At 51.3% G+C, this 23,759-nt stretch carries 19 protein-coding genes and 1 pseudogene; 13 read left to right on the top strand and 7 right to left on the bottom strand.

What is annotated here, in order from left to right; all coding sequences use genetic code 11:
- Together thrB and thrC are read left to right on the top strand one after the other, a co-directional pair.
- Window positions 1-930, top strand: coding sequence for a homoserine kinase (gene thrB, locus OGY19_RS12525; protein WP_115601012.1), 930 nt, complete (start codon window positions 1-3; stop codon window positions 928-930).
- A gap of 3 nt (window positions 931-933) precedes the next feature.
- Window positions 934-2,220 (top strand): threonine synthase, encoded by a 1,287-nt coding sequence (gene thrC / locus OGY19_RS12520; RefSeq protein WP_115601011.1) that lies wholly within the window; start codon window positions 934-936, stop codon window positions 2,218-2,220.
- Window positions 2,221-2,304: 84 nt separating this feature from the next.
- Here the strand turns inward: thrC and yaaA are convergent, their stop codons facing one another.
- Window positions 2,305-3,078 carry a peroxide stress protein YaaA gene (yaaA, locus tag OGY19_RS12515; protein WP_061067203.1) on the bottom strand — a complete coding sequence of 258 codons (774 nt, stop codon included), beginning with the start codon at window positions 3,076-3,078 and terminating at the stop codon, window positions 2,305-2,307.
- 77 nt (window positions 3,079-3,155) lie between these two features.
- Entirely contained in the window at window positions 3,156-4,586 is a 1,431-nt protein-coding gene (locus OGY19_RS12510; RefSeq protein ID WP_115601010.1) for an alanine/glycine:cation symporter family protein, read from the bottom strand.
- Window positions 4,587-4,860: 274 nt separating this feature from the next.
- On the opposite strand from OGY19_RS12510, the gene tal reads away from it, so the two are divergent.
- The 3 genes from tal to OGY19_RS12495 all read left to right on the top strand — a co-directional run bounded on the left by tal (window position 4,861) and on the right by OGY19_RS12495 (window position 7,944).
- Window positions 4,861-5,814 (top strand): transaldolase, encoded by a 954-nt coding sequence (tal, locus tag OGY19_RS12505; RefSeq protein WP_005124064.1) that lies wholly within the window; start codon window positions 4,861-4,863, stop codon window positions 5,812-5,814.
- A 110-nt stretch (window positions 5,815-5,924) separates the two neighbouring features.
- Entirely contained in the window at window positions 5,925-6,512 is a 588-nt protein-coding gene (gene mog / locus OGY19_RS12500; protein ID WP_115601009.1) for a molybdopterin adenylyltransferase, read from the top strand.
- A gap of 124 nt (window positions 6,513-6,636) precedes the next feature.
- Window positions 6,637-7,944, top strand: a complete 1,308-nt coding sequence (locus OGY19_RS12495) for an MFS transporter (protein WP_115601008.1) — start codon at window positions 6,637-6,639, stop codon at window positions 7,942-7,944.
- Window positions 7,945-7,978: 34 nt separating this feature from the next.
- Here OGY19_RS12495 and satP read toward each other — a convergent pair whose 3' ends face one another.
- The 3 genes from satP to OGY19_RS12480 all read right to left on the bottom strand — a co-directional run bounded on the left by satP (window position 7,979) and on the right by OGY19_RS12480 (window position 9,838).
- Window positions 7,979-8,545: an acetate uptake transporter gene (satP, locus tag OGY19_RS12490; protein ID WP_003018969.1), complete on the bottom strand. Its 567-nt coding sequence runs from the start codon at window positions 8,543-8,545 to the stop codon at window positions 7,979-7,981.
- Between the two features lie 148 nt (window positions 8,546-8,693).
- The gene (gene msyB / locus OGY19_RS12485; RefSeq protein ID WP_124020730.1) at window positions 8,694-9,407 is read right to left on the bottom strand and encodes an acidic protein MsyB; all 714 of its coding nucleotides are present in this window, start codon (window positions 9,405-9,407) and stop codon (window positions 8,694-8,696) included.
- 26 nt (window positions 9,408-9,433) lie between these two features.
- On the bottom strand, window positions 9,434-9,838 hold the full coding sequence (locus OGY19_RS12480; protein WP_286596552.1) for a DUF2541 family protein: 405 nt from the start codon (window positions 9,836-9,838) through the stop codon (window positions 9,434-9,436).
- A gap of 384 nt (window positions 9,839-10,222) precedes the next feature.
- Here OGY19_RS12480 and dnaK point away from each other — a divergent pair, with 384 nt between their 5' ends.
- The 8 genes from dnaK to nhaR all read left to right on the top strand — a co-directional run bounded on the left by dnaK (window position 10,223) and on the right by nhaR (window position 20,904).
- Window positions 10,223-12,145: a molecular chaperone DnaK gene (gene dnaK / locus OGY19_RS12475; RefSeq protein ID WP_003018959.1), complete on the top strand. Its 1,923-nt coding sequence runs from the start codon at window positions 10,223-10,225 to the stop codon at window positions 12,143-12,145.
- A gap of 85 nt (window positions 12,146-12,230) precedes the next feature.
- Window positions 12,231-13,361, top strand: coding sequence for a molecular chaperone DnaJ (dnaJ, locus tag OGY19_RS12470; RefSeq protein WP_048233936.1), 1,131 nt, complete (start codon window positions 12,231-12,233; stop codon window positions 13,359-13,361).
- Window positions 13,362-13,802: 441 nt separating this feature from the next.
- On the top strand, window positions 13,803-14,567 hold the full coding sequence (locus OGY19_RS12465) for an outer membrane protein OmpK (RefSeq protein WP_115601004.1): 765 nt from the start codon (window positions 13,803-13,805) through the stop codon (window positions 14,565-14,567).
- A gap of 20 nt (window positions 14,568-14,587) precedes the next feature.
- Window positions 14,588-16,081 carry a sulfatase family protein gene (locus OGY19_RS12460; protein WP_060855449.1) on the top strand — a complete coding sequence of 498 codons (1,494 nt, stop codon included), beginning with the start codon at window positions 14,588-14,590 and terminating at the stop codon, window positions 16,079-16,081.
- 103 nt (window positions 16,082-16,184) lie between these two features.
- Window positions 16,185-17,381 carry an anaerobic sulfatase maturase gene (locus OGY19_RS12455; protein ID WP_286596549.1) on the top strand — a complete coding sequence of 399 codons (1,197 nt, stop codon included), beginning with the start codon at window positions 16,185-16,187 and terminating at the stop codon, window positions 17,379-17,381.
- Between the two features lie 26 nt (window positions 17,382-17,407).
- On the top strand, window positions 17,408-18,667 hold the full coding sequence (locus tag OGY19_RS12450; protein WP_115601002.1) for an IS1/IS1595 family N-terminal zinc-binding domain-containing protein: 1,260 nt from the start codon (window positions 17,408-17,410) through the stop codon (window positions 18,665-18,667).
- Between the two features lie 133 nt (window positions 18,668-18,800).
- Window positions 18,801-19,967, top strand: a complete 1,167-nt coding sequence (gene nhaA, locus OGY19_RS12445) for a Na+/H+ antiporter NhaA (protein ID WP_048212745.1) — start codon at window positions 18,801-18,803, stop codon at window positions 19,965-19,967.
- A gap of 37 nt (window positions 19,968-20,004) precedes the next feature.
- Window positions 20,005-20,904 (top strand): transcriptional activator NhaR, encoded by a 900-nt coding sequence (gene nhaR / locus OGY19_RS12440; RefSeq protein ID WP_048212744.1) that lies wholly within the window; start codon window positions 20,005-20,007, stop codon window positions 20,902-20,904.
- Window positions 20,905-20,953: 49 nt separating this feature from the next.
- On the opposite strand, the gene OGY19_RS12435 is transcribed toward nhaR, so the two are convergent.
- Entirely contained in the window at window positions 20,954-22,993 is a 2,040-nt protein-coding gene (locus OGY19_RS12435) for a glycoside hydrolase family 31 protein (protein WP_286596547.1), read from the bottom strand.
- Between the two features lie 40 nt (window positions 22,994-23,033).
- Window positions 23,034-23,693 (bottom strand): annotated as a pseudogene (locus OGY19_RS12430) (MFS transporter); the annotation flags it as partial.
- Window positions 23,694-23,759 lie beyond the last annotated feature (66 nt).

Raw genomic sequence — 23,759 nt, 5'->3', positions numbered from 1 at the left:
ATGGTGAGAGTTTATGCCCCGGCTTCCAGTGCCAATATGAGCGTCGGGTTTGATGTGCTCGGGGCGGCGGTAACCCCGGTAGACGGTTCGCTGTTGGGCGATGTGGTCTCGGTTGAGACGGCTGACCAGTTCAGCCTGAACAACCTCGGGCGCTTTGCTAATAAGTTGCCGTCTGAGCCGCGAGAAAATATCGTCTATCAGTGCTGGGAACGTTTCTGCCAGGAACTGGGTAAAAGCGTTCCAGTGGCGATGACGCTGGAAAAAAATATGCCGATTGGCTCCGGGTTAGGCTCCAGCGCCTGTTCCGTTGTGGCGGCGCTGGTCGCGATGAATGAGTACTGTGGTAAACCGCTCAACGATACGCGACTGTTGGCGATTATGGGCGAACTGGAAGGGCGTATCTCCGGCAGTATTCACTACGATAATGTCGCCCCGTGCTTTTTGGGCGGCATGCAGCTAATGATCGAAGAAAACGGCATTATCAGCCAGCAGGTGCCAGGCTTTGATGAGTGGCTGTGGGTGCTGGCATATCCAGGTATTAAAGTTTCCACAGCGGAAGCGCGGGCGATTTTACCTGCGCAATATCGTCGTCAGGACTGTATTGCCCACGGGCGACATCTGGCTGGATTTATCCATGCCTGCTATTCCCGTCAGCCTGGGCTTGCCGCGAAGCTGATGAAGGACGTCATTGCTGAGCCGTACCGTACCCGCTTGCTGCCTGGCTTTAGCCAGGCGCGTCAGGCGGTAGCGGAAATCGGCGCGCTGGCCAGCGGCATCTCCGGCTCGGGGCCGACGCTGTTCGCCTTATGCGATAAGCCGGATACGGCACAGCGCGTAGCAGACTGGCTGGGTAAAAATTACCTGCAAAATCAGGAAGGCTTTGTTCATATTTGCCGGCTGGACACGGCGGGCGCACGGGTACTGGGATAATCAATGAAACTCTATAATCTGAAAGATCACAACGAACAGGTCAACTTTGCGCAGGCCGTCACGCAAGGGCTTGGCAAGAATCAGGGATTGTTTTTTCCACACGAGCTGCCGGAATTTAATCTGACAGAAGTGGATGAGATGCTGAACCAGGACTTCGTCAGCCGCAGCGCTAAGATCCTTTCCGCATTTATTGGCACGGAGATCCCACAAGAGATCCTGGAGGAGCGCGTGCGTGCGGCGTTTGCCTTCCCGGCACCGGTCGCTCAGGTCGAAGGTGATATCGGCTGTCTGGAGCTGTTCCATGGTCCGACACTGGCGTTTAAAGACTTTGGCGGGCGCTTTATGGCGCAAATGCTAACGCACATCAGCGGCGACAAACCGGTGACAATCCTGACTGCGACATCCGGAGACACCGGGGCCGCAGTTGCACATGCTTTTTATGGCCTGAAAAATGTGCGTGTGGTGATCCTCTACCCAAATGGCAAGATCAGCCCATTACAGGAAAAACTGTTCTGTACGCTGGGCGGCAATATTGAAACCGTTGCGATTGATGGTGACTTTGATGCCTGCCAGGCGCTGGTGAAACAGGCGTTTGATGATGAAGAGCTGAAGGCAGCCCTGGGGCTGAATTCCGCAAACTCCATCAACATCAGTCGCCTGCTGGCGCAAATCTGCTACTACTTTGAAGCCGTGGCTCAACTGCCGCAAGAGGCGCGGAATCAGCTGGTGATTTCTGTTCCCAGCGGTAACTTTGGCGATTTGACCGCCGGGCTGCTGGCGAAATCACTGGGCTTGCCGGTGAAGCGTTTTATCGCCGCGACCAACGTCAACGATACGGTTCCGCGTTTCCTTGCTGAAGGTGAGTGGGCGCCGAAAGCGACTCAGGCGACGTTATCGAATGCCATGGATGTCAGCCAGCCGAACAACTGGCCGCGCGTGGAAGAACTGTTCCGCCGTAAAATTTGGCGTCTGAATGAGCTGGGTTATGCCGCCGTTGATGATGCAACGACGCAGGACACCATGCGCGAACTGCAGAAGATTGGTTACACCTCAGAGCCGCATGCGGCGGTGGCGTATCGTGCACTGCGTGATCAGTTGAATCCGGGCGAATATGGCCTGTTCCTTGGCACCGCACATCCGGCGAAATTTAAAGAAAGCGTTGAACAGATTCTGAATGTCACGCTGGATCTACCAAAAGAGCTGGCTGAACGTGCAGACTTGCCGCTGCTTTCGCATCATCTGCCCGCTGATTTTGCGCAACTGCGTAAGCTGATGATGGCTCGCGGTTAATGGTGGTGCCCGCTGGCGCTTTGCTTAGCGGGCCTACAAAACCTGCAGGCCGGATAAGGCGTTAGCCGCCATCCGGCATGTACACTACTGCTCGTGACGCTTAAACACCAGTTCACCTTTCCCTGACGCTTCTTCATCAAAGAAATAGCCTTCGCTGTTAAAAGCGGTCAACTGTTCTGGCTGCGTTAAGCGGTTTTCAATGATGTAGCGGCTCATCAGGCCGCGGGCTTTTTTGGCATAGAAGCTGATGACTTTGAATTTGCCGTTCTTCTCATCAAGGAATACCGGTTTAATCAGTTCTGCGTTCAGCTTTTTCGGCTTCACGGATTTAAAATACTCGTCTGAGGCGAGGTTAATCACCACGCTGTCGCCTTGTGCTCCCAGCGCTTCGTTAAGCTTATCGGTGATGGTATCTCCCCAGAACTGATAGAGATCTTTACCCTTCGCATTGGCCAGACGAATGCCCATCTCCAGACGGTAGGGTTGCATCAAATCCAGCGGGCGCAGAACACCATACAGCCCGGACAGCATGCGTAAATGCTGCTGAGCGAAGTCGAAATCCGCCTCGCTGAAGGTTTCAGCCTGCAGTCCGGTATACACGTCGCCCTTAAACGCCAGAATGGCCTGGCGCGCATTGTCCGGCGTGAAGTCAGGCTGCCAGTCGTGGAAACGCGTGGCGTTCAGATCCGCCAGCTTGTCGCTAATTCCCATCAGCTTGCCGATCTGCGGCGCAGAGAGTTGACGCGCCACGTGGATTAACTGCTGGGAGTGGTCCAGCAGTTCAGGCAGCGTATGGCGTGTGGTAGCCAGCGGGCTTTGGTAGTCGAGCGTTTTTGCAGGTGAAATCAGAATCAGCATATCCAGTCCTTGCAGGAGATTTACTGCGACTTTAGCAAAAAAAACGACAGAATTGATCGATGGTTGTGATTGCCGCGCTAGCTGCGCGGCGTTTCATCCCATGTATCCGGTGCAAGCTGTTGTCTGATATCAGGATAACGGTGCGGATCAAATTCCGGGCGCACACCGAGTTTGCGCTGACGCAGATAGTCGCTGGCGATGGTATGGACAACCGGAGAAAGCAGCAGAATCGCCGTCAGGTTAGTGATGGCCATACAAGCCATAATGATATCGGCCAACTGCCAGACCAACGGGAAGCTGACTAACGTTCCGCCAATGACGGTGCTAACGGTGGCGATGCGCAATAGCCAGATGACGCGCATATTGTCCAGTTTCAGAAAGACGAGATTGTTTTCCGCATAGATGTAGTTGGCGACGATCGAGCTAAAGGCAAACAGAATCACAATAAATGCGACAAACCCAGCCCCCCATTCGCCGGTCAGTGAGATCATGGCCTTCTGCATCAATTGGATGCCTTCCATGGGCACATAGCCGGCGCCATTGCCTGCCAACAGAATAATCATGGCGCTGGCCGTACAGACAACGAGAGTGTCGCCTAACACACCGATCATTTGCACAATGCCTTGTGCCGCAGGATGCGGTGGCCAGGAGGCTGCCGACGCGGCTGCATTCGGCGTAGATCCCATTCCTGCCTCATTAGAAAACATGCCGCGCTGAAAACCATTGGCAATAGCCTGGCTTAGCGTATATCCGGCCGCACCCGCTGCGGCTTCCTGCCAGCCAAAGGCGCTTTTTATAATGGTGACGATAATGTCGGGAAGCTGCCCGATATGCCACAGGCAGATGATGATGCTACATCCAACCCACAGCAGCGCCATGATCGGCACAAACCATTGCATCAGACGGGCAACACCATTAATACCGCCAATGATCACCAGGAATGACAGTATCGCCAAAGCGATGCCGGAAGCGAGGGGAGGGATGTCGAACGCAAATGCCAATGCGCGGGAGACAGAGTTTGCCTGAACGCTGTTAAAAATCAGTCCATAGGCAATAAGTAAAAAGATGGCAAAGAGTACGCCCATCCAGCGCATGCCCAGCCCACGAGCCATATACCACGCAGGGCCACCGCGGAACTGTCCTTTGCTATCGCGTTCTTTATACAGTTGCGCGAGTGAGCACTCGGCGAATGACGTTGCCATGCCAATGATCGCTGAGACCCACATCCAGAAGACGGCCCCTGCGCCGCCAGCGGCGATCGCCAACGCTACGCCGGCCAGGTTCCCGCTACCAATACGTGCGGCAAGACTGGTGCACAATGCCTGAAACGAGGTTAAGCCACCCGGCTGCGGGCTAATGCTGTTTTTAAGACTTGTGCCAAACTGGCGAATGTAGCGGAACTGCACGAACCCGGTACGCCAGGTGAACCAACATCCTGCACCAAGCAGGAGGTAGATCATCACCGAACCCCAGAGTATTTCATTAATAAACAAGAAAAAATCAGGCATTAACATCCCTCTTGTTGATGCCGGTACGCGCGAATATTCCCATGTAAGCGCTACCAATTATCGAACAGTATATACCTTGTCAGGAGAGTGATTGCGGGAGTTTACCATAACAATGGGGATAACCCTTAATTGCGCATCAGGAGCTTTAAGATGCGTAATCGGGAATGAGCAGTGAGTTGGACAATCCCGGCGGTTGCGCTGAGAGTGCGTCGTGCTATCATCAGGGAAGATCGGTTACATCCCCCTAACAAGCTGTTTAAAGAGAATCGCTATCATGACGGACAAATTGACCTCCCTTCGTCAGTTCACCACAGTAGTGGCCGACACCGGAGACATCGCGGCAATGAAGCTGTATCAGCCTCAGGATGCCACAACTAACCCTTCTCTCATTCTTAACGCAGCGCAGATCCCAGAATACCGCAAGCTGATTGATGACGCTGTAGCCTGGGCTAAGCAGCAGAGCAACGACCGCGCTCAACAGGTCGTCGACGCGACCGACAAACTGGCCGTCAATATCGGTCTGGAGATCCTGAAACTGGTCCCGGGTCGTATCTCTACTGAAGTTGATGCTCGCCTGTCCTACGACACCGACGCGTCTATCGCGAAAGCAAAACGTCTGATCAAACTGTACAACGATGCTGGCATCAGCAACGATCGTATTCTGATCAAACTGGCTTCTACCTGGCAGGGTATCCGTGCCGCTGAGCAGCTGGAAAAAGAAGGCATCAACTGTAACCTGACTCTGCTGTTCTCCTTCGCGCAGGCGCGTGCATGTGCTGAAGCTGGCGTATACCTGATTTCTCCGTTCGTTGGTCGTATTCTTGACTGGTACAAAGCCAACACCGACAAGAAAGAGTATGCACCGGCAGAAGATCCGGGTGTGGTTTCCGTAACGGAAATCTACGAGTACTACAAACAGCATGGTTACGAAACCGTGGTGATGGGCGCGAGCTTCCGTAACATCGGCGAAATCATTGAACTGGCAGGCTGCGATCGTCTGACGATTGCTCCGGCACTGTTGAAAGAGCTGGCGGAAAGCGAAGGCGCTATCGAACGTAAACTGTCCTTCTCTGGCGAAGTGAAAGCGCGTCCTGCACGCATCACCGAAGCTGAGTTCCTGTGGCAGCACAACCAGGATCCGATGGCTGTAGACAAACTGGCGGACGGTATCCGTAAGTTTGCTGTAGACCAGGGTAAACTGGAAAAAATGATCGGCGATCTGCTGTAATCATTTCGGCGTGGCCCTGATATGGGTCACGCTACCTCTTCTGAAACCTGTCTGTCCTTCCTTTCGCAGTGTATCATTCTGTTTAACGAGACTGTTTAAACGGAATAATTATGAATACTTTACGCATTGGCCTGGTGTCCATTTCTGACCGTGCTTCCAGCGGCGTTTACCAGGATAAAGGTATCCCGGCCCTGGAAGAGTGGCTGGCGTCTGCCCTTACCACCCCCTTTGAACTGCAAACGCGGTTGATCCCGGATGAGCAGGCAATCATCGAACAAACGTTATGCGAACTGGTGGATGAAATGAGCTGCCATCTGGTGCTGACTACCGGTGGTACCGGTCCGGCTCGTCGCGATGTGACGCCTGATGCCACGCTTGCCGTCGCTGACCGTCAGATGCCGGGCTTTGGCGAACAGATGCGCCAGATAAGTCTGCACTTTGTGCCAACGGCGATCCTCTCTCGTCAGGTCGGCGTGATTCGTAAACAGACGCTGATCCTGAATCTGCCGGGGCAACCGAAATCAATCAAAGAAACGCTGGAAGGCGTAAAAGATGCCGACGGTAAGGTTATCGTGCCGGGTATCTTTGCAAGTGTACCGTATTGTATACAGCTATTGGATGGGCCGTATGTCGAAACCGCACCGGCTGTTGTAGCATCTTTTCGTCCGAAAAGCGCAATTCGCGATACAAACGCCTGAAAGTAGCCCGATCGTGGCATAAGTGCCAATGACAGTGGAGTATTGAATTGTTTACGATATAGTAATTTTTGCTTTACATATATCGACAAACAGATTCAATAACTCCACTGACTGATGGTTTGCTATGTCACAACACTCTCGACCGCTGAATCGCCAGGATTATAAAACTCTTACGCTTGCCGCCCTCGGCGGTGCGCTTGAGTTTTATGATTTCATTATCTTCGTCTTCTTTGCCGCTGTTGTTGGTGAACTCTTCTTTCCGGCAGACATTCCTGAGTGGCTACGTCAGGTGCAAACCTTCGGCATTTTTGCCGCCGGATATCTGGCGCGTCCGCTGGGTGGCATCATCATGGCGCACTTTGGCGATCTGGTCGGGCGTAAGAAAATGTTCACCCTGAGCATTTTGCTGATGGCGATACCGACGCTGGCGATTGGTCTTTTGCCTACCTACGCCTCAATGGGGATCCTCGCACCGCTGCTGTTACTGCTGATGCGCATTTTGCAAGGCGCTGCCATCGGCGGAGAAGTGCCGGGCGCGTGGGTGTTCGTGGCGGAGCACGTACCGGAGCGCCGCATCGGCATTGCCTGTGGCACGCTGACCGCCGGGCTGACGGTGGGGATTCTGTTGGGATCGGTGGTTGCGACGCTGGTGAATACCAACCTGACGCAACAGGCGGTGCATGACTACGGCTGGCGTATCCCGTTCCTGTTGGGGGGCGTTTTTGGGCTGGTGGCGATGTACCTGCGCCGCTGGCTGCAGGAAACGCCCATCTTTCTCGAGATGCAGCAACGTAAGGCGCTGGCGCAGGAACTGCCGGTAAAGTCGGTGGTGAGCAAACATAAAAAAGCGGTGGTGGTGTCAATGCTACTGACCTGGCTGCTCTCGGCCGGGATTGTAGTGGTGATCCTGATGTCGCCCGTCTGGTTGCAAAAGCAATATGGCTTTGCACCCGCGCTAACGTTACAGGCCAACAGTGTCGCTACCATTATGCTGTGCGTCGGCTGTCTGCTGGCCGGATTTATTGTCGACAGGGTTGGTGCCAGCAAAACCTTTACTGTCGGCAGCCTGTTGCTGGCCTGCTCGAGCTGGTTTTTCTATCACCTGACCGGCAGCCATCCTCAGCACTTGTTCCTGTTATACGGGCTGGTGGGATTATGCGTTGGCGTAGTCGGCGCTGTGCCTTACGTGATGGTGCGGGCATTTCCGGCGGAAGTCCGCTTTACCGGCATCTCTTTTTCCTACAACGTTTCCTATGCCATTTTCGGTGGTTTGACGCCAATCGCGGTAACAATGTTAATGAGCGTGTCGCCAATGGCTCCAGCCTGGTATGTGCTGGCGTTATCGCTGGTGGGGTTAGGTCTGGGGATTTGGCTGCGACAGGATATTTATCATCGCGATACGAGCGTACAGGGAGAGTTACAGCGTTTGTAAGGAATATCCCCCCGTCAGGGGGGATAAAGGCAGATTAGTGTGCTTCACCAATTGGCAGGATGGTGCGGCCAAACTGTTCGTTCAGCACTTCACCCATCGCCAGGTAAATGGCGCTTGCGCCACACACTAAGCCAACCCAACCCGCTACGTGAATGATTGCTTCGTTACCTGCAATGTTGCCAACGGCCAGCAGGGCGAACAGCACGGTCAGGCTCAGGAACACGAACTGCAGCATGCGCGCGGCTTTCAGCGTACCGAAGAACATGAACAGAGTGAACACGCCCCACAGACCCAGGTAAGCGCCCAGGAACTGACCATTGGTTGCATCCGCGAGGCCCATTTTCGGCATCAGCAGAATCGCAACCAGCGTCAGCCAGAACGAACCGTAGGAGGTAAAGGCGGTTAAACCGAAGGTATTGCCTTTTTTATATTCCAGAAGACCGGCAAAAATTTGCGCGATACCGCCGTAGAAAATGCCCATCGCCAGAATAATAACGTCTAAAGCGAAGAAACCCGCGTTATGCAGGTTAAGCAGAATGGTGGTCATGCCAAAGCCCATCAGGCCCAGCGGTGCCGGATTAGCCAACTTAGTGTTGCCCATAATTCCTCAAAATCATCATTGATTGAATGGTGAAATAGTTTCCCCAAATAACGATCACTGTCTTCGGGGCGCGGCATAATAATCAGGGGAGAGGGCACTGTCTATGATCTCACGAAGGGAAAATGAATTATTTTCCCTGTGATGGGCATCACGCTTGTGTGTGGTTGAGCATTCTGCGCAGGCAGGCGATGTGGAGTACCGCTGGGATCGTCACGCGATAAGCGCTGCCGCTCACCGCTTTAACCCCGTTTAAAGCCGCGCCGACCGGGCCGCCAAGTCCAGCACCGCGTAGCAATCCATGCCCAATGACACTAACTGCGGCGTGCGTACGCAGAATTCGGGTTAACTGGCCGGAGAGCAGGTGAGACACCCCTTTTGCCAGATTGCGGTCTTTCATTAATAGCGGCAACAGTTCTTCCAGCTCAGAGACTTTTGCATCGACCGCCTGCAGAAATTCTTGCTTGTGCTCAGCATCCATTTTTTGCCAGGCGTTGCGTAAAAAATGTTCCAGCAGAGACTGTTCAATTTCGAACGTAGACATCTCTTTATCTGCTTTGAGCTTTAGCCGCTTTGAGACATCCAGCAAAATCGCCCGATACAGTTTTCCATGTCCACGGAGTTTATTGGCAATGCTGTCACCGCCGTAATGTTGAAGCTCGCCTGCGATTAATTGCCAGTTGCGGCGGTGCTGTTCCGGATGTCCTTCCATCGATTTAAATAAATCGTTGTGGTTGAGAACGCTCGACAGACGGGCTTTCCCCTTTTCATTATGCGTAAGCAGGCGGGTAATATTGGCGAGCTGCTCCTCACTGCAATGCTGAAGAAAGTCGAGATCGTCGTCATTCAAATAGGTGACATTCATACTGAATTCTACTTGTGCAGAAGGGATTAGTCGTCGCCGATGATTTTCAACGTTGCCATATCAGAAGAGTTCACCGTATGGCCGGAGAAGGTAATTTTTTTCACGCAGCGCTTATTGTCGTTGTCGCTATTGATGTTGATCCAATTGGTCGTTTGCCCTTCTTTGATGGAGGAAGGCACGTTCAGAGTCTGGCTGGACATGCGGGCAGCCTTGAAATAAACCGATGCACCACTGAGCTGTAAATCACCATGATCGGCCGTAAGTTGAATGCGTTTCACCACGCGGCAAACGGGAAGTTTCAGCGTCAGATCGTTGGTTTCATTACGGGGCATGGCGATCACGCCGAGGACTTTATGATCATTAGCGTGTGCGGCGCTGCTCAGTAGCAGGCCCATAAGCAGGCTGGCGGAAAGGGGTAATACGGATTTCATGGAATTTCTCTTTGACGGCTGTAAAAGTGTGTCGTTTCAGACCATCTTACCGCTGTCAGAATCACGATTCATGCTTGTAATCTTTTCTTTTTATTACAATTTTTTCGTGAATAACTTTGCTATTTTCATTGGTTTTATGAATTAATTTTAATTGGCGACTATTCATTTTTTCAGCTTTCTGCCTTTTCTCTACGATTTTATCGCCACTGCGCTAAAAAAAAATTTTCATGCCCCCCTTGATGACGTGGGTTACGACCCCATCTTGTAAGCAACCGCAGTGGTGAGTCTGAAAAAAAACGATTCAGGGTAGTTGAAACCGCACGTTTCGCCCTTATTACAGATTCACAACCACATGATGACCGAATTTTTAGTGGAGACGTTTAGATGGGTAAAATTATTGGTATCGACCTGGGTACTACCAACTCTTGTGTAGCGATTATGGATGGCACTACTGCACGTGTGCTGGAGAACGCCGAGGGCGATCGCACCACGCCTTCTATCATTGCTTATACCCAGGATGGTGAAACTCTGGTTGGTCAGCCGGCTAAACGTCAGGCAGTGACAAACCCGCAAAACACCCTGTTTGCGATTAAACGCCTGATTGGCCGCCGCTTCCAGGACGAAGAAGTACAGCGTGATGAAGCTATCATGCCGTACAAAATCATCGGTGCTGACAACGGTGATGCATGGATTGACGTAAAAGGTCAGAAACTGGCACCGCCGCAGATTTCTGCTGAAGTGCTGAAAAAAATGAAGAAAACGGCTGAAGATTACCTGGGTGAGCCGGTAACTGAAGCAGTTATCACCGTACCTGCATACTTTAACGATGCTCAGCGTCAGGCAACTAAAGACGCCGGTCGTATCGCAGGTCTGGAAGTAAAACGTATCATCAACGAACCAACCGCAGCTGCGCTGGCTTACGGTCTGGATAAAGAAGTCGGCAACCGTACTATCGCGGTATATGACCTCGGTGGTGGTACTTTCGATATCTCTATTATCGAAATCGACGAAGTTGACGGCGAAAAAACCTTCGAAGTTCTGGCAACCAACGGTGATACCCACCTGGGTGGTGAAGACTTCGACAGCCGTATGATCAACTACCTGGTTGACGAGTTTAAGAAAGATCAGGGTATCGACCTGCGTAATGACCCGCTGGCGATGCAGCGTCTGAAAGAAGCCGCTGAGAAAGCGAAGATTGAGCTGTCTTCCGCTCAGCAGACCGACGTGAACCTGCCGTACATCACTGCAGACGCGACCGGTCCGAAACACATGAACATCAAAGTGACCCGTGCGAAACTGGAAAGCCTGGTTGAAGACCTGGTTAACCGTTCTATCGAGCCGCTGAAAGTTGCTCTGCAGGATGCTGGCCTGTCCGTATCTGATATCAACGACGTTATCCTCGTTGGTGGTCAGACGCGTATGCCGATGGTGCAGAAGAAAGTCGCTGAGTTCTTCGGTAAAGAACCGCGTAAAGACGTTAACCCGGACGAAGCCGTAGCAATCGGTGCTGCTGTTCAAGGTGGTGTATTGACCGGTGATGTTAAAGACGTGCTGCTGCTGGACGTTACCCCGCTGTCTCTGGGTATCGAAACCATGGGTGGCGTAATGACTCCGCTGATCGCGAAGAACACCACCATCCCGACCAAGCACAGCCAGGTGTTCTCTACCGCTGAAGACAACCAGTCTGCGGTAACCATCCATGTGCTGCAGGGTGAACGTAAACGTGCTGCTGATAACAAAGATCTGGGTCAGTTTAACCTGGATGGCATCAGCCCGGCTCCGCGCGGTATGCCGCAGATCGAAGTGACTTTTGACATCGATGCCGACGGTATCCTGCACGTTTCCGCGAAAGACAAAAACAGCGGTAAAGAGCAGAAGATCACCATCAAAGCTTCTTCTGGTCTGAACGAAGAAGAAATTCAGAAAATGGTTCGCGAAGCAGAAGCGAACGCAGAATCTGACCGTAAGTTTGAAGAGCTGGTTCAGACCCGTAACCAGGGTGACCATCTGCTGCACAGCACTCGCAAGCAGGTTGAAGAAGCAGGCGACAAGCTGCCGGCTGACGACAAAACTGCCATCGAGTCTGCACTGACCGCGCTGGAAACTTCTCTGAAAGGCGAAGACAAAGCAGATATCGAAGCGAAAATGCAGGCGCTGGCACAGGTTTCCCAGAAACTGATGGAAATCGCTCAGCAGCAGCACGCACAGCAACAGGCTGGTGCTGCAGGCGCTGATGCTTCTGCAAATAACGCGAAAGATGACGACGTTGTCGACGCCGAGTTTGAAGAAGTGAAAGACAAAAAATAATCGCCCTTTGAACGGGTAATTACTGGCACGGGCGAAGAGGTTTCCTCTCCGCCCGTGCACGCATGTTAGGGGCAGATAAAAAGAGATGGCTAAGCAAGACTATTACGAGATTTTAGGCGTTTCCAAATCAGCGGAAGAGCGTGAAATCAAAAAGGCCTACAAGCGCCTGGCCATGAAATATCACCCGGATCGCAACCAGGGTGATAAAGAGGCCGAAGCCAAGTTTAAAGAGATCAAAGAAGCGTACGAGATCCTGACCGATGCGCAAAAACGTGCGGCCTACGATCAGTACGGTCATGCTGCGTTTGAGCAAGGCGGCATGGGCGGCGGCGGTTTTGGCGGCGGGGCTGACTTCAGCGATATCTTTGGTGACGTGTTTGGCGATATCTTTGGCGGCGGTCGTGGTCGTCAGCGCGCCTCACGTGGTGCTGATTTACGTTACAACATGGATCTCACTCTGGAAGAAGCCGTGCGTGGCGTCACCAAAGAGATCCGTATTCCGACGCTGGAAGAGTGTGACGTTTGCCACGGCAGCGGCGCGAAGGCAGGCACTCAGCCGCAAACCTGTCCAACCTGTCACGGTTCTGGTCAGGTACAGATGCGTCAGGGCTTTTTTGCCGTACAGCAGACCTGTCCGCACTGTCAGGGCCGCGGTACGTTGATCAAAGATCCGTGCAACAAATGCCACGGGCATGGTCGCGTTGAGAAGAGCAAAACGCTGTCCGTTAAAATCCCGGCAGGGGTTGATACCGGCGACCGTATCCGTTTGTCTGGTGAAGGCGAAGCCGGTGAGCATGGCGCGCCAGCAGGTGATCTGTACGTGCAGGTGCAGGTTAAACAGCACCCAATCTTCGAGCGTGAAGGCAATAACCTGTACTGCGAAGTACCGATTAACTTTGCAATGGCAGCCCTGGGTGGCGAGATTGAAGTCCCGACTCTGGATGGTCGCGTGAAGTTAAAAATTCCGGGTGAAACGCAGACCGGTAAACTGTTCCGCATGCGTGGTAAAGGCGTTAAGTCTGTACGCGGCGGCGCACAGGGCGATCTGCTGTGCCGTGTGGTGGTTGAAACCCCGGTGGGCCTCAACGACAAACAGAAACAGCTGTTGAAAGATCTGCAGGATAGCTTTGGTGGCCCGACGGGTGAACAAAACAGCCCGCGTTCCAAAAGCTTCTTCGACGGCGTGAAGAAATTCTTTGACGATTTAACGCGCTAAAATAAAAGTAGAGAAAAGGCCATTTCAGCGATGAGATGGCCTTTTTTTTACCTGGCAGATGGATATCCAGACCCTTACCGGCATCGGATATATTATTTTACCTTGTTGGAATAGTATGATGTGTGGAGCAGTGCTACGGTTTTAGAACTAACATCTTTTTTGACTATTCACAGCCGCATACCAGGTTGATGTGATTGTTTTAACATCAATAAATAATCACGGCCAACCTAATTTAAAAGGCAACTACAGTCATATTTCTGGCGAAATAATTACTTATCTCCTCTCAAACAACATATTCTGACACACTACCAGTAATAACGATTCACCTTCCTTGATGTGAGATTTACATCACTATCCTGTCATTCTATTTCATTATTATTTGTCACCGCGGTAACACAATATTTATTGATGGATTAATTATAATTATGGGGAATACATTCAATGCCTCGGATAAAAAATGGACTATTAGCTTGTCTTATACTTATAGTGCCTTCTCTTTTTAGCCATGCAGCACAAGCTCTGGAGTATAAAAATTCTTTTGGGTCTATTAATGCCGGTTATGCCGACTGGAATAGCGGATTTGTCAATGTACATCGTGGCGAGGTTTGGAAAGCAACAGCGGATTTTGGTGTCAATTTTCGAGAAGCCGAATTTTACTCATTTATTGAAAGTAATGTGTTAAATCATGCTGTAGCCGGTCGAAATCATACGGTGTCGGCGATGACCCATGTGCGTCTCTTTGATTCTGATTATACCTTCTTTGGCAAGATTTATGGCCAGTGGGATAACTCCTGGGGCGACGATCTGGATATGTTTTATGGTCTGGGTTATCTCGGCTGGAGCGGAGATTGGGACTTTTTTAAACCCTATATAGGTTTGCATAACCAATCTGGTGATTATGTATCACAACGATATGGACAAACCAGCGGCTGGAATGGCTACGTTATTGGCTGGACTGCGGCTTACAATTTTACTTTATTTGGTGAGAAATTTGTTTTATCTGACTGGAATGAAATTGAGCTTGATAGAAATGATGCTTATGCGGAACAGCAATTTGGCCGGAATGGATTAAATGGCGGATTAACACTGGCGTGGAAATTTTATCCACGATGGAAAGCTACGGTGACGTATCGTTATTTTGAAAACAAACTGGGTTATGACGGTTACGGGGATCAGATGATTTATATGATTGGGTATTCATTTTAAATAAAACCAAAGGATCGGAAATGAAAAAAACAGTCGTGGCGAGTTTGGTTGGACTGGCATTATGTGCCGGGAGCGCATTACAAACAACATATGCAGCTTCAGCGAAACAGCCTAATTTAGTGATTATTATGGCTGATGATTTGGGCTATGGCGATCTCGCGACTTATGGCCATCAAATCGTCAAAACGCCTAATATCGACAAGCTGGCACAGGAAGGGGTGAAATTTACCGACTACTATGCGCCCGCGCCGCTGTGCTCTCCTTCTCGTGCGGGTTTATTAACGGGACGTATGCCATTCCGTACAGGGATCCGTTCCTGGATCCCTGAAGGCAAAGATGTCGCGTTGGGACGGAATGAACTGACGATTGCCAACCTGTTAAAGCAACAGGGGTATGACACGGCGATGATGGGGAAATTGCACCTGAATGCCGGGGGCGATCGCACCGATCAACCGCAGGCGAAGGACATGGGGTTTGACTACACCCTGGTAAACCCGGCGGGATTCGTCACGGATGCTACGCTTGATAACGCAAAAGAACGTCCCCGCTATGGCATGGTGCATCCCACTGGCTGGATCCGTAATGGACAGCATATTGGTCGTGCTGACACCATGAGCGGCGAGCTTGTCAGTTCTGAAGTCGTCAACTGGCTGGATAACAAGAAAGACGACAAACCGTTCTTCTTATATGTCGCGTTCACGGAAGTTCACAGCCCGCTGGCCTCGCCGAAAAAGTACCTCGACATGTATTCGCAATATATGAGCGCTTACCAGAAACAGCATCCGGATCTGTTTTACGGCGACTGGGCGGATAAGCCATGGCGCGGAACAGGCGAATACTACGCGAACATCAGCTATATGGATGCTCAGGTCGGTAAAGTAATGGATAAGATCAAGGCTATGGGTGAAGAAGATAACACCATTGTCATTTTCACCAGTGATAACGGCCCTGTGACCCGCGAGGCTCGCAAAGTATATGAACTGAACCTGGCGGGTGAAACGGATGGGCTTCGCGGCCGTAAAGATAACCTTTGGGAAGGCGGTATCCGTGTTCCGGCAATCATCAAGTACGGTAAACATATTCCGCAGGGGATGGTAACGGATACGCCAGTTTATGGTCTTGACTGGGTGCCGACGTTAGCAAACATGATGAACTTTAAACTGCCAACAGATCGTACCTACGATGGGCAGTCTCTGGTTCCATTACTGGAACAGAAAACGTTAGCGCGTCAGAAGCCACTTATTTTTGGTATTGATATGCCGTTCCAGGATGATCCTACTGACGAATGGGCGATCCGTGATGGCGACTGGAAGATGATTATCGATCGTGAAAATAAACCCAAATACCTCTACAACCTGAAAAAAGATCGCTTTGAAACGCTTAATCAGATTGGGAAACAACCTGAAATCGAGAAACAACTGTATGGCAAGTTCCTGAAATACAAACAGGACATTGACAACGATTCGCTGATGAAAGCTCGCGGTGACAAGCCAACGCCAGTCACCTGGGGCTAACTGAATAATTATAAGAAACATAAGGTATGCCACTTAGGGCTATGCCCGCCTGGTTCAACGCTTTTGTGCTGAGCCAGGTTCTTTTATTTATGGAGCTATCACAATGCAGACAAAAAGTTGTCAGGTCATGATTAAACCGACAGGCTCGGTATGTAATCTGGACTGTAAATACTGTTTTTATCTGGGAAAAGAGATGCTTTATCCGGATAGAAAAGCGAATTACAGAATGTCAGATGACATGCTCGAGTTATTCATCAAACAGCATATTGCCGCGCAGGATGTGAATGACGTGATTTTTGCGTGGCAGGGGGGAGAACCTACGCTGATGGGGTTGGCATTTTATCGGCGAGCGCTGGCATTGCAGCAGCGTTATTCTGGCGGTAAAACGATTATAAATACCTTCCAGACTAACGGTATATTGATTGACGACGAATGGGCTATTTTTTTTAAGCAACACGCCTTCCTGGTGGGCGTTTCTATTGATGGTGATGCCGCGTTACATGATGAATGGCGGGTTACTCGTTCAGGTAAACCGACGCATGGGAAAGTTGAACAGGCCGTTAAATGTCTGGTACGCCACGGTGTAGAATTTAATACGCTGACGGTGGTGAATCACACGAATATGCATCACCCGGTGCGAGTCTATAACTATCTGAAAAGCATTGGCAGTCGCTATATGCAGTTTATTCCGCTCATCGAAAGAAGCGCTGAAGAGGGCGGTATTGGTCTGGCACATCCTGAAGGCGGACAAACAAGAATGATGCCGTGGTCGGTTGATTCACTGCAATTTGGCCATTTTCTCAACGCTATTTTTGATGTCTGGGTCCGTAACGATATTGGTGATATCGGCATACAGATGTTTGAGCAGACGCTCGCGGCGTGGTGCGGGTTACCACCGCAGGTATGCGTGTTTGCACCAACCTGCGGTAGCGCATTCGCCATGGAAATGAACGGCGATGTGTATAACTGCGATCATTTTGTGTATCCGCAGTACAAGTTGGGGAATATTCAGGATTCGACGCTGCGCGCGATGAACAATAGCGAAAAAAACCGGCAGTTTGGCGAGGATAAGCGACGCACAATGGCACAAGAATGTGACTCCTGCTCATGGCAGTTCGCCTGTTATGGCGGTTGTCCTAAGCATCGTTTTTTGCCGTCAATATCAGGTAAAAGAAATCACAACTATTTGTGCGCGGGATATAAGTCGTTTTTCTCTCATACCGCAATGACGATGAGTGCCATGAAAACACTCTATGAAAATGGTTTTTCACCTGTAGAGATAAAATCAGTATTTGCTTGAACGTATCGTATTCGCAGGGAGTGAATATGTTTTCCTGGATTAATGTCGATAGTTGTAAAACGCCCGGCTGCAAAAATATGGGTATGTTGAACAGCCCGGATTACCAAAACCAAGGGAAAAATATACTATGCCGGGCCTGCGGTTTTCTCTTCCCCATTATTTCGGAACGATCACTCAACCGCTTTCGTCAGTCGGTTAATCAGGCATGGAAAGGACTGATAAAATCCTGCCCCCACTGCGGGGGAATTTCACTCAAAAAGTACGGTTTTTCTGCGCAAGGAGAACCGCGTATTTACTGTCAGCGTTGTCATAAAACATTTATTTCTCCTGTCAGGCAAAAAACAGATGTGCGTCAGGATTATCTCGCCACGCTGATTCAGGAAGGTGCGACACTGGCGGATATTCGCACCGCACTCGTGCTGGATAGCACCGGGTTGAATCGGGAGTTACAGAAACTCTCTCGCAATGCAAATCTGGCGGAACGCGAATTTACTTTTCCTACGTTTGATATCGTCATGAGCACGCGCGCTTTTCGGATCAAATTTAACGGTAGTGATAGTTTTCTGTATGTGTTGGTCACTGCAGAAGAGAATACCGGTCGAATTGTTGCCGTTACGACAAATTACTCAGCTCATCCCGTAGAGGCTGAGTATCAGTATCATTCTGACTATGAAGAACGCCTGCCTCCCGGTACGTTGGCGCATATTGTGCAACGTAAAGAAGTGATAACGATGCGGCGGGAGACGCTTTTTGATGTGGATTACGGTCCTGCAATATTGCACAAAAATGATCCGGGGATGTTAGTTAAACCCGTTTTGCCAGCTTATCGCCATTTCGAGTTGGTTAAAATGCTCACGGATGAACGTTCTCTCAATATTCAGCATTACCTCGATCAGGAATGCTTTATCCTGGGAGGATGTATGATGGCGAATATACAGCATGTTCAGCAAGGGCGTTGCCACATTGCTTTTGTGAGAGAACGTGGAGAATCAGCGCCGCAAAAAGATATTCCGCCAAGGTTGTTTATGGGGGGCGGCATCCGTAATAACGTTTGGCGAACATTCACCACGCGTGACTACGCGCTGGCAGTATGCAACTTAACAGAGAACCGAAAAACGAGTATGCAACGCAGCGCCACGCTTGTGAGTGCGACCCGTTTTATCCATTTTATCGATACACATCCTTTTCTGGCACACCTCAACCGTATGTCTCCGGCAAATGTGACGGCAACGCTGGACCATCTCAGATACGCGTTTAATGCGAGGCATCACTCAGATGCAGACTAACTAATCCTGTGTTTTCTCATTAGATAATGCTCGGAAAAACCGATTTATTCATCATGAATAATCTAATTTTAACGAGCTTTTTGCGGGTGTAAGATAGTAATTACGAAGTATTCACCCAATAGAGAGAATAAAAGTGAAACATCTGCATCGTTTTTTTAGTAGCGACGCCTCGGGAGGCATCATCCTGATCATCGCAGCCGCAGTCGCTATGCTGATGGCAAATATCGGGGTTACCAGTGGATGGTACCACGCCTTTCTGGAAACACCTGTCCAACTGCGGGTTGGCGCGCTTGAAATCAACAAAAATATGCTGCTGTGGATCAACGACGCGTTGATGGCGGTATTCTTCCTGTTGATTGGTCTGGAAGTGAAGCGTGAGTTAATGCAGGGGTCGCTTGCCAGCCTGCGTCAGGCGGCGTTTCCAATTATTGCCGCGATTGGCGGCATGATTGTCCCGGCGTTGCTGTATCTGGCATTCAACTATGCCGACCCTATCACTCGTGAAGGATGGGCAATTCCGGCAGCAACGGATATCGCTTTTGCATTAGGCGTGTTGGCGCTATTGGGCAGTCGCGTTCCGCTGGCACTGAAAATCTTCCTGATGGCGCTGGCGATTATCGATGACCTCGGCGCGATTGTGATCATCGCGTTGTTCTACACCAGCGATCTCTCGTTGTTGTCTCTGGGCGTCGCCGCGTGCGCAATTCTCGTCCTGGCGGCATTGAATCTGTGCGGTGTCAGACGCACCGGTATTTATATTCTGGTTGGCGTCGTGCTATGGACGGCAGTGCTGAAGTCCGGCGTGCATGCAACTCTGGCAGGCGTGATCGTTGGTTTCTTCATTCCGTTAAAGGAAAAACATGGGCGCTCACCGGCAAAGCGTCTGGAGCATGTCCTGCATCCGTGGGTGGCTTATCTGATCCTGCCGCTGTTTGCCTTCGCTAACGCAGGTGTTTCGCTGCAGGGCGTGACGCTGGATGGATTGACCTCTATCCTGCCGCTGGGAATTATCGCCGGCCTGCTTATCGGTAAGCCGCTGGGGATCAGCCTGTTCTGCTGGCTGGCATTACGTCTCAAGGTGGCGCAACTGCCTGAAGGCACGAGTTTCCAGCAAATTATGGCGGTCGGTATTCTGTGCGGCATCGGCTTTACAATGTCGATTTTCATCGCCAGTCTGGCGTTTGGTAACGTTGATCCGGAGCTGATTAACTGGGCAAAACTGGGGATCCTGATTGGTTCACTGTTGTCGGCAGTTATTGGTTATAGCTGGCTGCGTACCCGGTTGAATACGTCAGCCTGAGCAGATAACTCTTTGGTGACAATTTCAGGGAGAGAGTATGTCTCATATAAATTACAACCACCTGTATTACTTCTGGCATGTGTATAAAGAAGGATCGGTGGTGGGTGCCGCAGAAGCGCTTTATCTGACACCGCAAACTATTACCGGGCAGATCAAAGCGCTTGAGGAACGCTTACAAGGGAAGTTGTTTAAGCGTAAGGGGCGAGGGCTGGAACCCAGCGAATTAGGCGAATTAGTTTTCCGTTATGCGGATAAAATGTTCACCTTAAGCCAGGAAATGCTGGATATCGTGAACTATCGCAAAGAGTCGAATTTGCTGTTTGATGTCGGCGTGGCGGATGCATTATCGAAGCAACTGGTTAGCAGCGTGCTGGATGCTGCTGTGGTTGAGAACGAGCAAATCCATCTGCGTTGTTTTGAATCAACACACGAGATGCTGCTGGAGCAGCTCAGCCAGCATAAGCTGGATATGATTATCTCCGATTGCCCGATCGACTCAACGCAGCAGGAAGGGCTGTTCTCGGTGCGGATTGGCGAATGCAGCGTGAGCTTTTGGTGCACCAGGCCGCTGCCTGAGAAACCGTTTCCGGCCTGTCTGGAAGAGCGTCGATTGCTGATCCCTGGTCGTCGTTCGATGCTTGGACGTAAGCTGTTGAACTGGATTAACTCACAAGGACTGAACGTTGAAATCCTTGGCGAGTTTGATGACGCCGCGCTGATGAAAGCGTTTGGCGCAACGCATAACGCGATATTCGTTGCCCCTACGCTGTATTCACACAATTTCTATGCTGATGATTCTATTGTTGAAATTGGACGCGTTGAGAATGTGATGGAGGAGTATCACGCCATATTCGCGGAGAGGATGATCCAGCATCCGGCGGTGCAGCGTATTTGCAATGCCAACTATTCAGCACTGTTCAAGCCGCCACAGGTCTAAACGCCTTCATGTTGCCGGCTGCGGTGTACTAACCGCAGCCGGACTATGACTACAGTTTCAACATATTACGATACTGCCCGCCTTCGCGGATAAATACCGGAATTCTGTTCAGGGGAGCGTCATAGCGCAGCGTTTGTCCTCCCTGATAGCTCTCGCCGGTCGCAAAATCCGTCCATGTTTCCCCTTCTGGCAACCAAACGTCGCGTTCGCGCATACCTTCATGCATAACGGGCGCAACCAACAGATCGGGGCCGAAACAGTACTGGTCGGTGATTTCCCAGCTTTTTAGCTGATCGGGGAACTCAAAAAATAGGGTACGCATCACCGGTGTATTGTAGTTATGCGTTTCTGCCATTAACGCTTTGATGTAGGGCTTGAGCTTCTCACGCAGTGTCAGGCAACCCGTTAGCACATCACACACATCCTCACCGTAGCTCCAGATCTCGTTGGGCGCGCCGGTAGGGCACTGGGCAATCCCGTCCCGATAAGGCTGCTGCGGTAAAATCTGCGGATCGCGGTTGCCGTGCAGGCGCATCACCGGGCTAAACACGCCCCACTGGAACCAGCGAATCAGTAGCTCATGAAAGCGTGGGTCGTGAATATTGCCGCCATGAAAGCCGCCAATATCTGTTGTCCACCATGGGATACCTGCAATCCCCATATTCATCCCGGCGGCAAACTGATTGCGCAGAGAACGAAACGATGAGTGGATATCACCTGACCACACCAGCGCGCCGTATTTCTGACTTCCAGCCCAGGCGCAGCGCAGCAGGTTGATAACCTGGTCTTCGCCATTGGCTTTCATGCCGTCAAAAAAGGTTTTGGCGTACATTCGCGGGTAGATATTGCCCACTTCCAGCACCGGTCCGGCGTGGTAGCGATAGTTATCGTAGTCGTAAACGCTGAACTCCGGCTCGGCTTCATCTAGCCAGAAGAGCTTCACGCCTTTATCGTAATAGTTGCGTTTTGCTTTACTCCAGACGTAGTCGCGAGCGCCGGGATGGGTGGCATCAAAGAAAGTGGTATTGCCGAGAAAATCCATATTAATTGGCAATCCGCGCTCCGTTTGTACCAGCCAGCCGTTTTCGCGCATCTCCCGATAGCTCCCGGTGCGATTGTCCACCGTCGGCCAGACGGAGACCATCAGCTCAATACCCAGCGATTTTAACTCGGCGATCATGGCATCGGGATCGGGCCAGTCGCGCGAGTCGAACATCCAGTCCCCCTGATTTGGCCAGTGGAAGAAATCGATAACGATTACCGAGATGGGGAGATTGCGCCGTTTGTACTCGCGGGCGACTGCGAGCAGCTCCTCCTGGGTGCGATAGCGTAACTTGCACTGCCAGAAGCCCATGGCGTAATCCGGCATCATCGGCGGCGTGCCCGTGGCGAGCGCATACGCCTGGCTAATTTCTGCCGGGGTATCGCCAGCGGTGATCCAGTAGTCCAACTGTTCGCTGACCTGAGCTTCCCACTCGGTCACGTTATGGGCGAACGTCACGCGGCCGACCGCCGGGTTGTTCCATAAAAATCCGTAGCCAAGGCTTGAGAGCATAAAGGGCACCGAGGCCTGAGAGTTACGCTGGGCCAGTTCGAGCACGCATCCTTTGAGATCCAGATTGGCCTGCTGATATTGGCCCATGCCGTAAATTTTTTCCCCTTCGGCAGCTTCGAAGCGGGCTTTAATCGAATATTTTCCTCCTTGAATAGGGCGGAACTCGCGCCCTTCAAGGTTTAGGGCACTGACATACTGGCCGTGGGAAGATTCGTCCTCGCCGATTTCGCCCCGCAGACGCCAGAACTCCTGCAACAGGGGTTTGTGTGGATGGCGGTAAAAGGTAACTTGTCCTTTTTGATTGACGATAGCGAAAATTTTGCCGTTGGTCAGCGTCGCCTGGTGGTGCTCATAAACGATGTGGCAGGCGCTTTCTGTGACTGGCTCCGTGAGCGCCCAGTCCTCATTTCGCATAACCGGAAGATGACGGCCACTGCGTACGCGCAGGCTGTTCTCGCCCCAGGGTTCAATCCACAAATAGCGATCGTTTTGCTGCCAGACCAGACGACGCGGGTCATGTTGCACAAATGGCATGGTGGTGCCTCCCATATTTTGAGGGTAAAGATTAAGAAAGTTATTGGGTGATGGTTTCCAGATCGTGGCGAATCCTCTCTTCCATTGCTTCGTACTTACGGAAGAAAAGTAGCGGGATCGCCGCGAGTGCGAAGAGCAGGGCGGGCGCCCAGATAAAGGCCCAGGTAATGCCTTCCAGACCCGCAGCGCTTTGGGTATGGTTCGGGATATAGCCAAAACTGTTCATGATCCAGGCGGCGAAAGCGGTACCCAGACCACTGCCCATCTTGATGCAGAAAGTACTGCCGAAGGCGATAAGAATGCCGGTGGCCTTGATGCCCGTTTTCCAGGCACCGAAGTCGACGGCAAAGCCCAACATGGCAAACGGCATTGAGCAGGCGATTCCGCTACCGATATTGCCGAGCACCCAGGCCGCGATGAGGAAAGGTATGTTGTCCGCCGCCAGCCACATCAAGACGCCGCCGAACGTGGCGACCAGCAAGCCACCTACCCATATCCAGGTTTTAGCCAGGAATTTGCTAAAGAAAGGGATGGCGATGATAAACAGGATCTGAATCGTCGCCAGACTGTTAATCAGCGGAACCAGGTCTTTGCGATCGAGGTTGTAGGTCAGATAATAAACAATGGTGGTGGACCGCTGTTGCAGGGCAATCCAGAAGATCAGATTGGCCAGCACCATCAGGATCCAGGTGATGCTGCCAACTTACTGATTTAGTGTATGATGGTGTTTTTGAGGTGCTCCAGTGGCTTCTGTTTCTATCAGCTG

Source organism: Citrobacter sp. Cy070 (genome assembly GCF_030332245.1).
Taxonomy (GTDB): Bacteria; Pseudomonadota; Gammaproteobacteria; order Enterobacterales; family Enterobacteriaceae; genus Citrobacter; species Citrobacter youngae.
The sequence above is the reverse complement of the archived record's forward strand: the minus strand, read 5'-3'. Positions and strand labels throughout refer to the sequence as shown.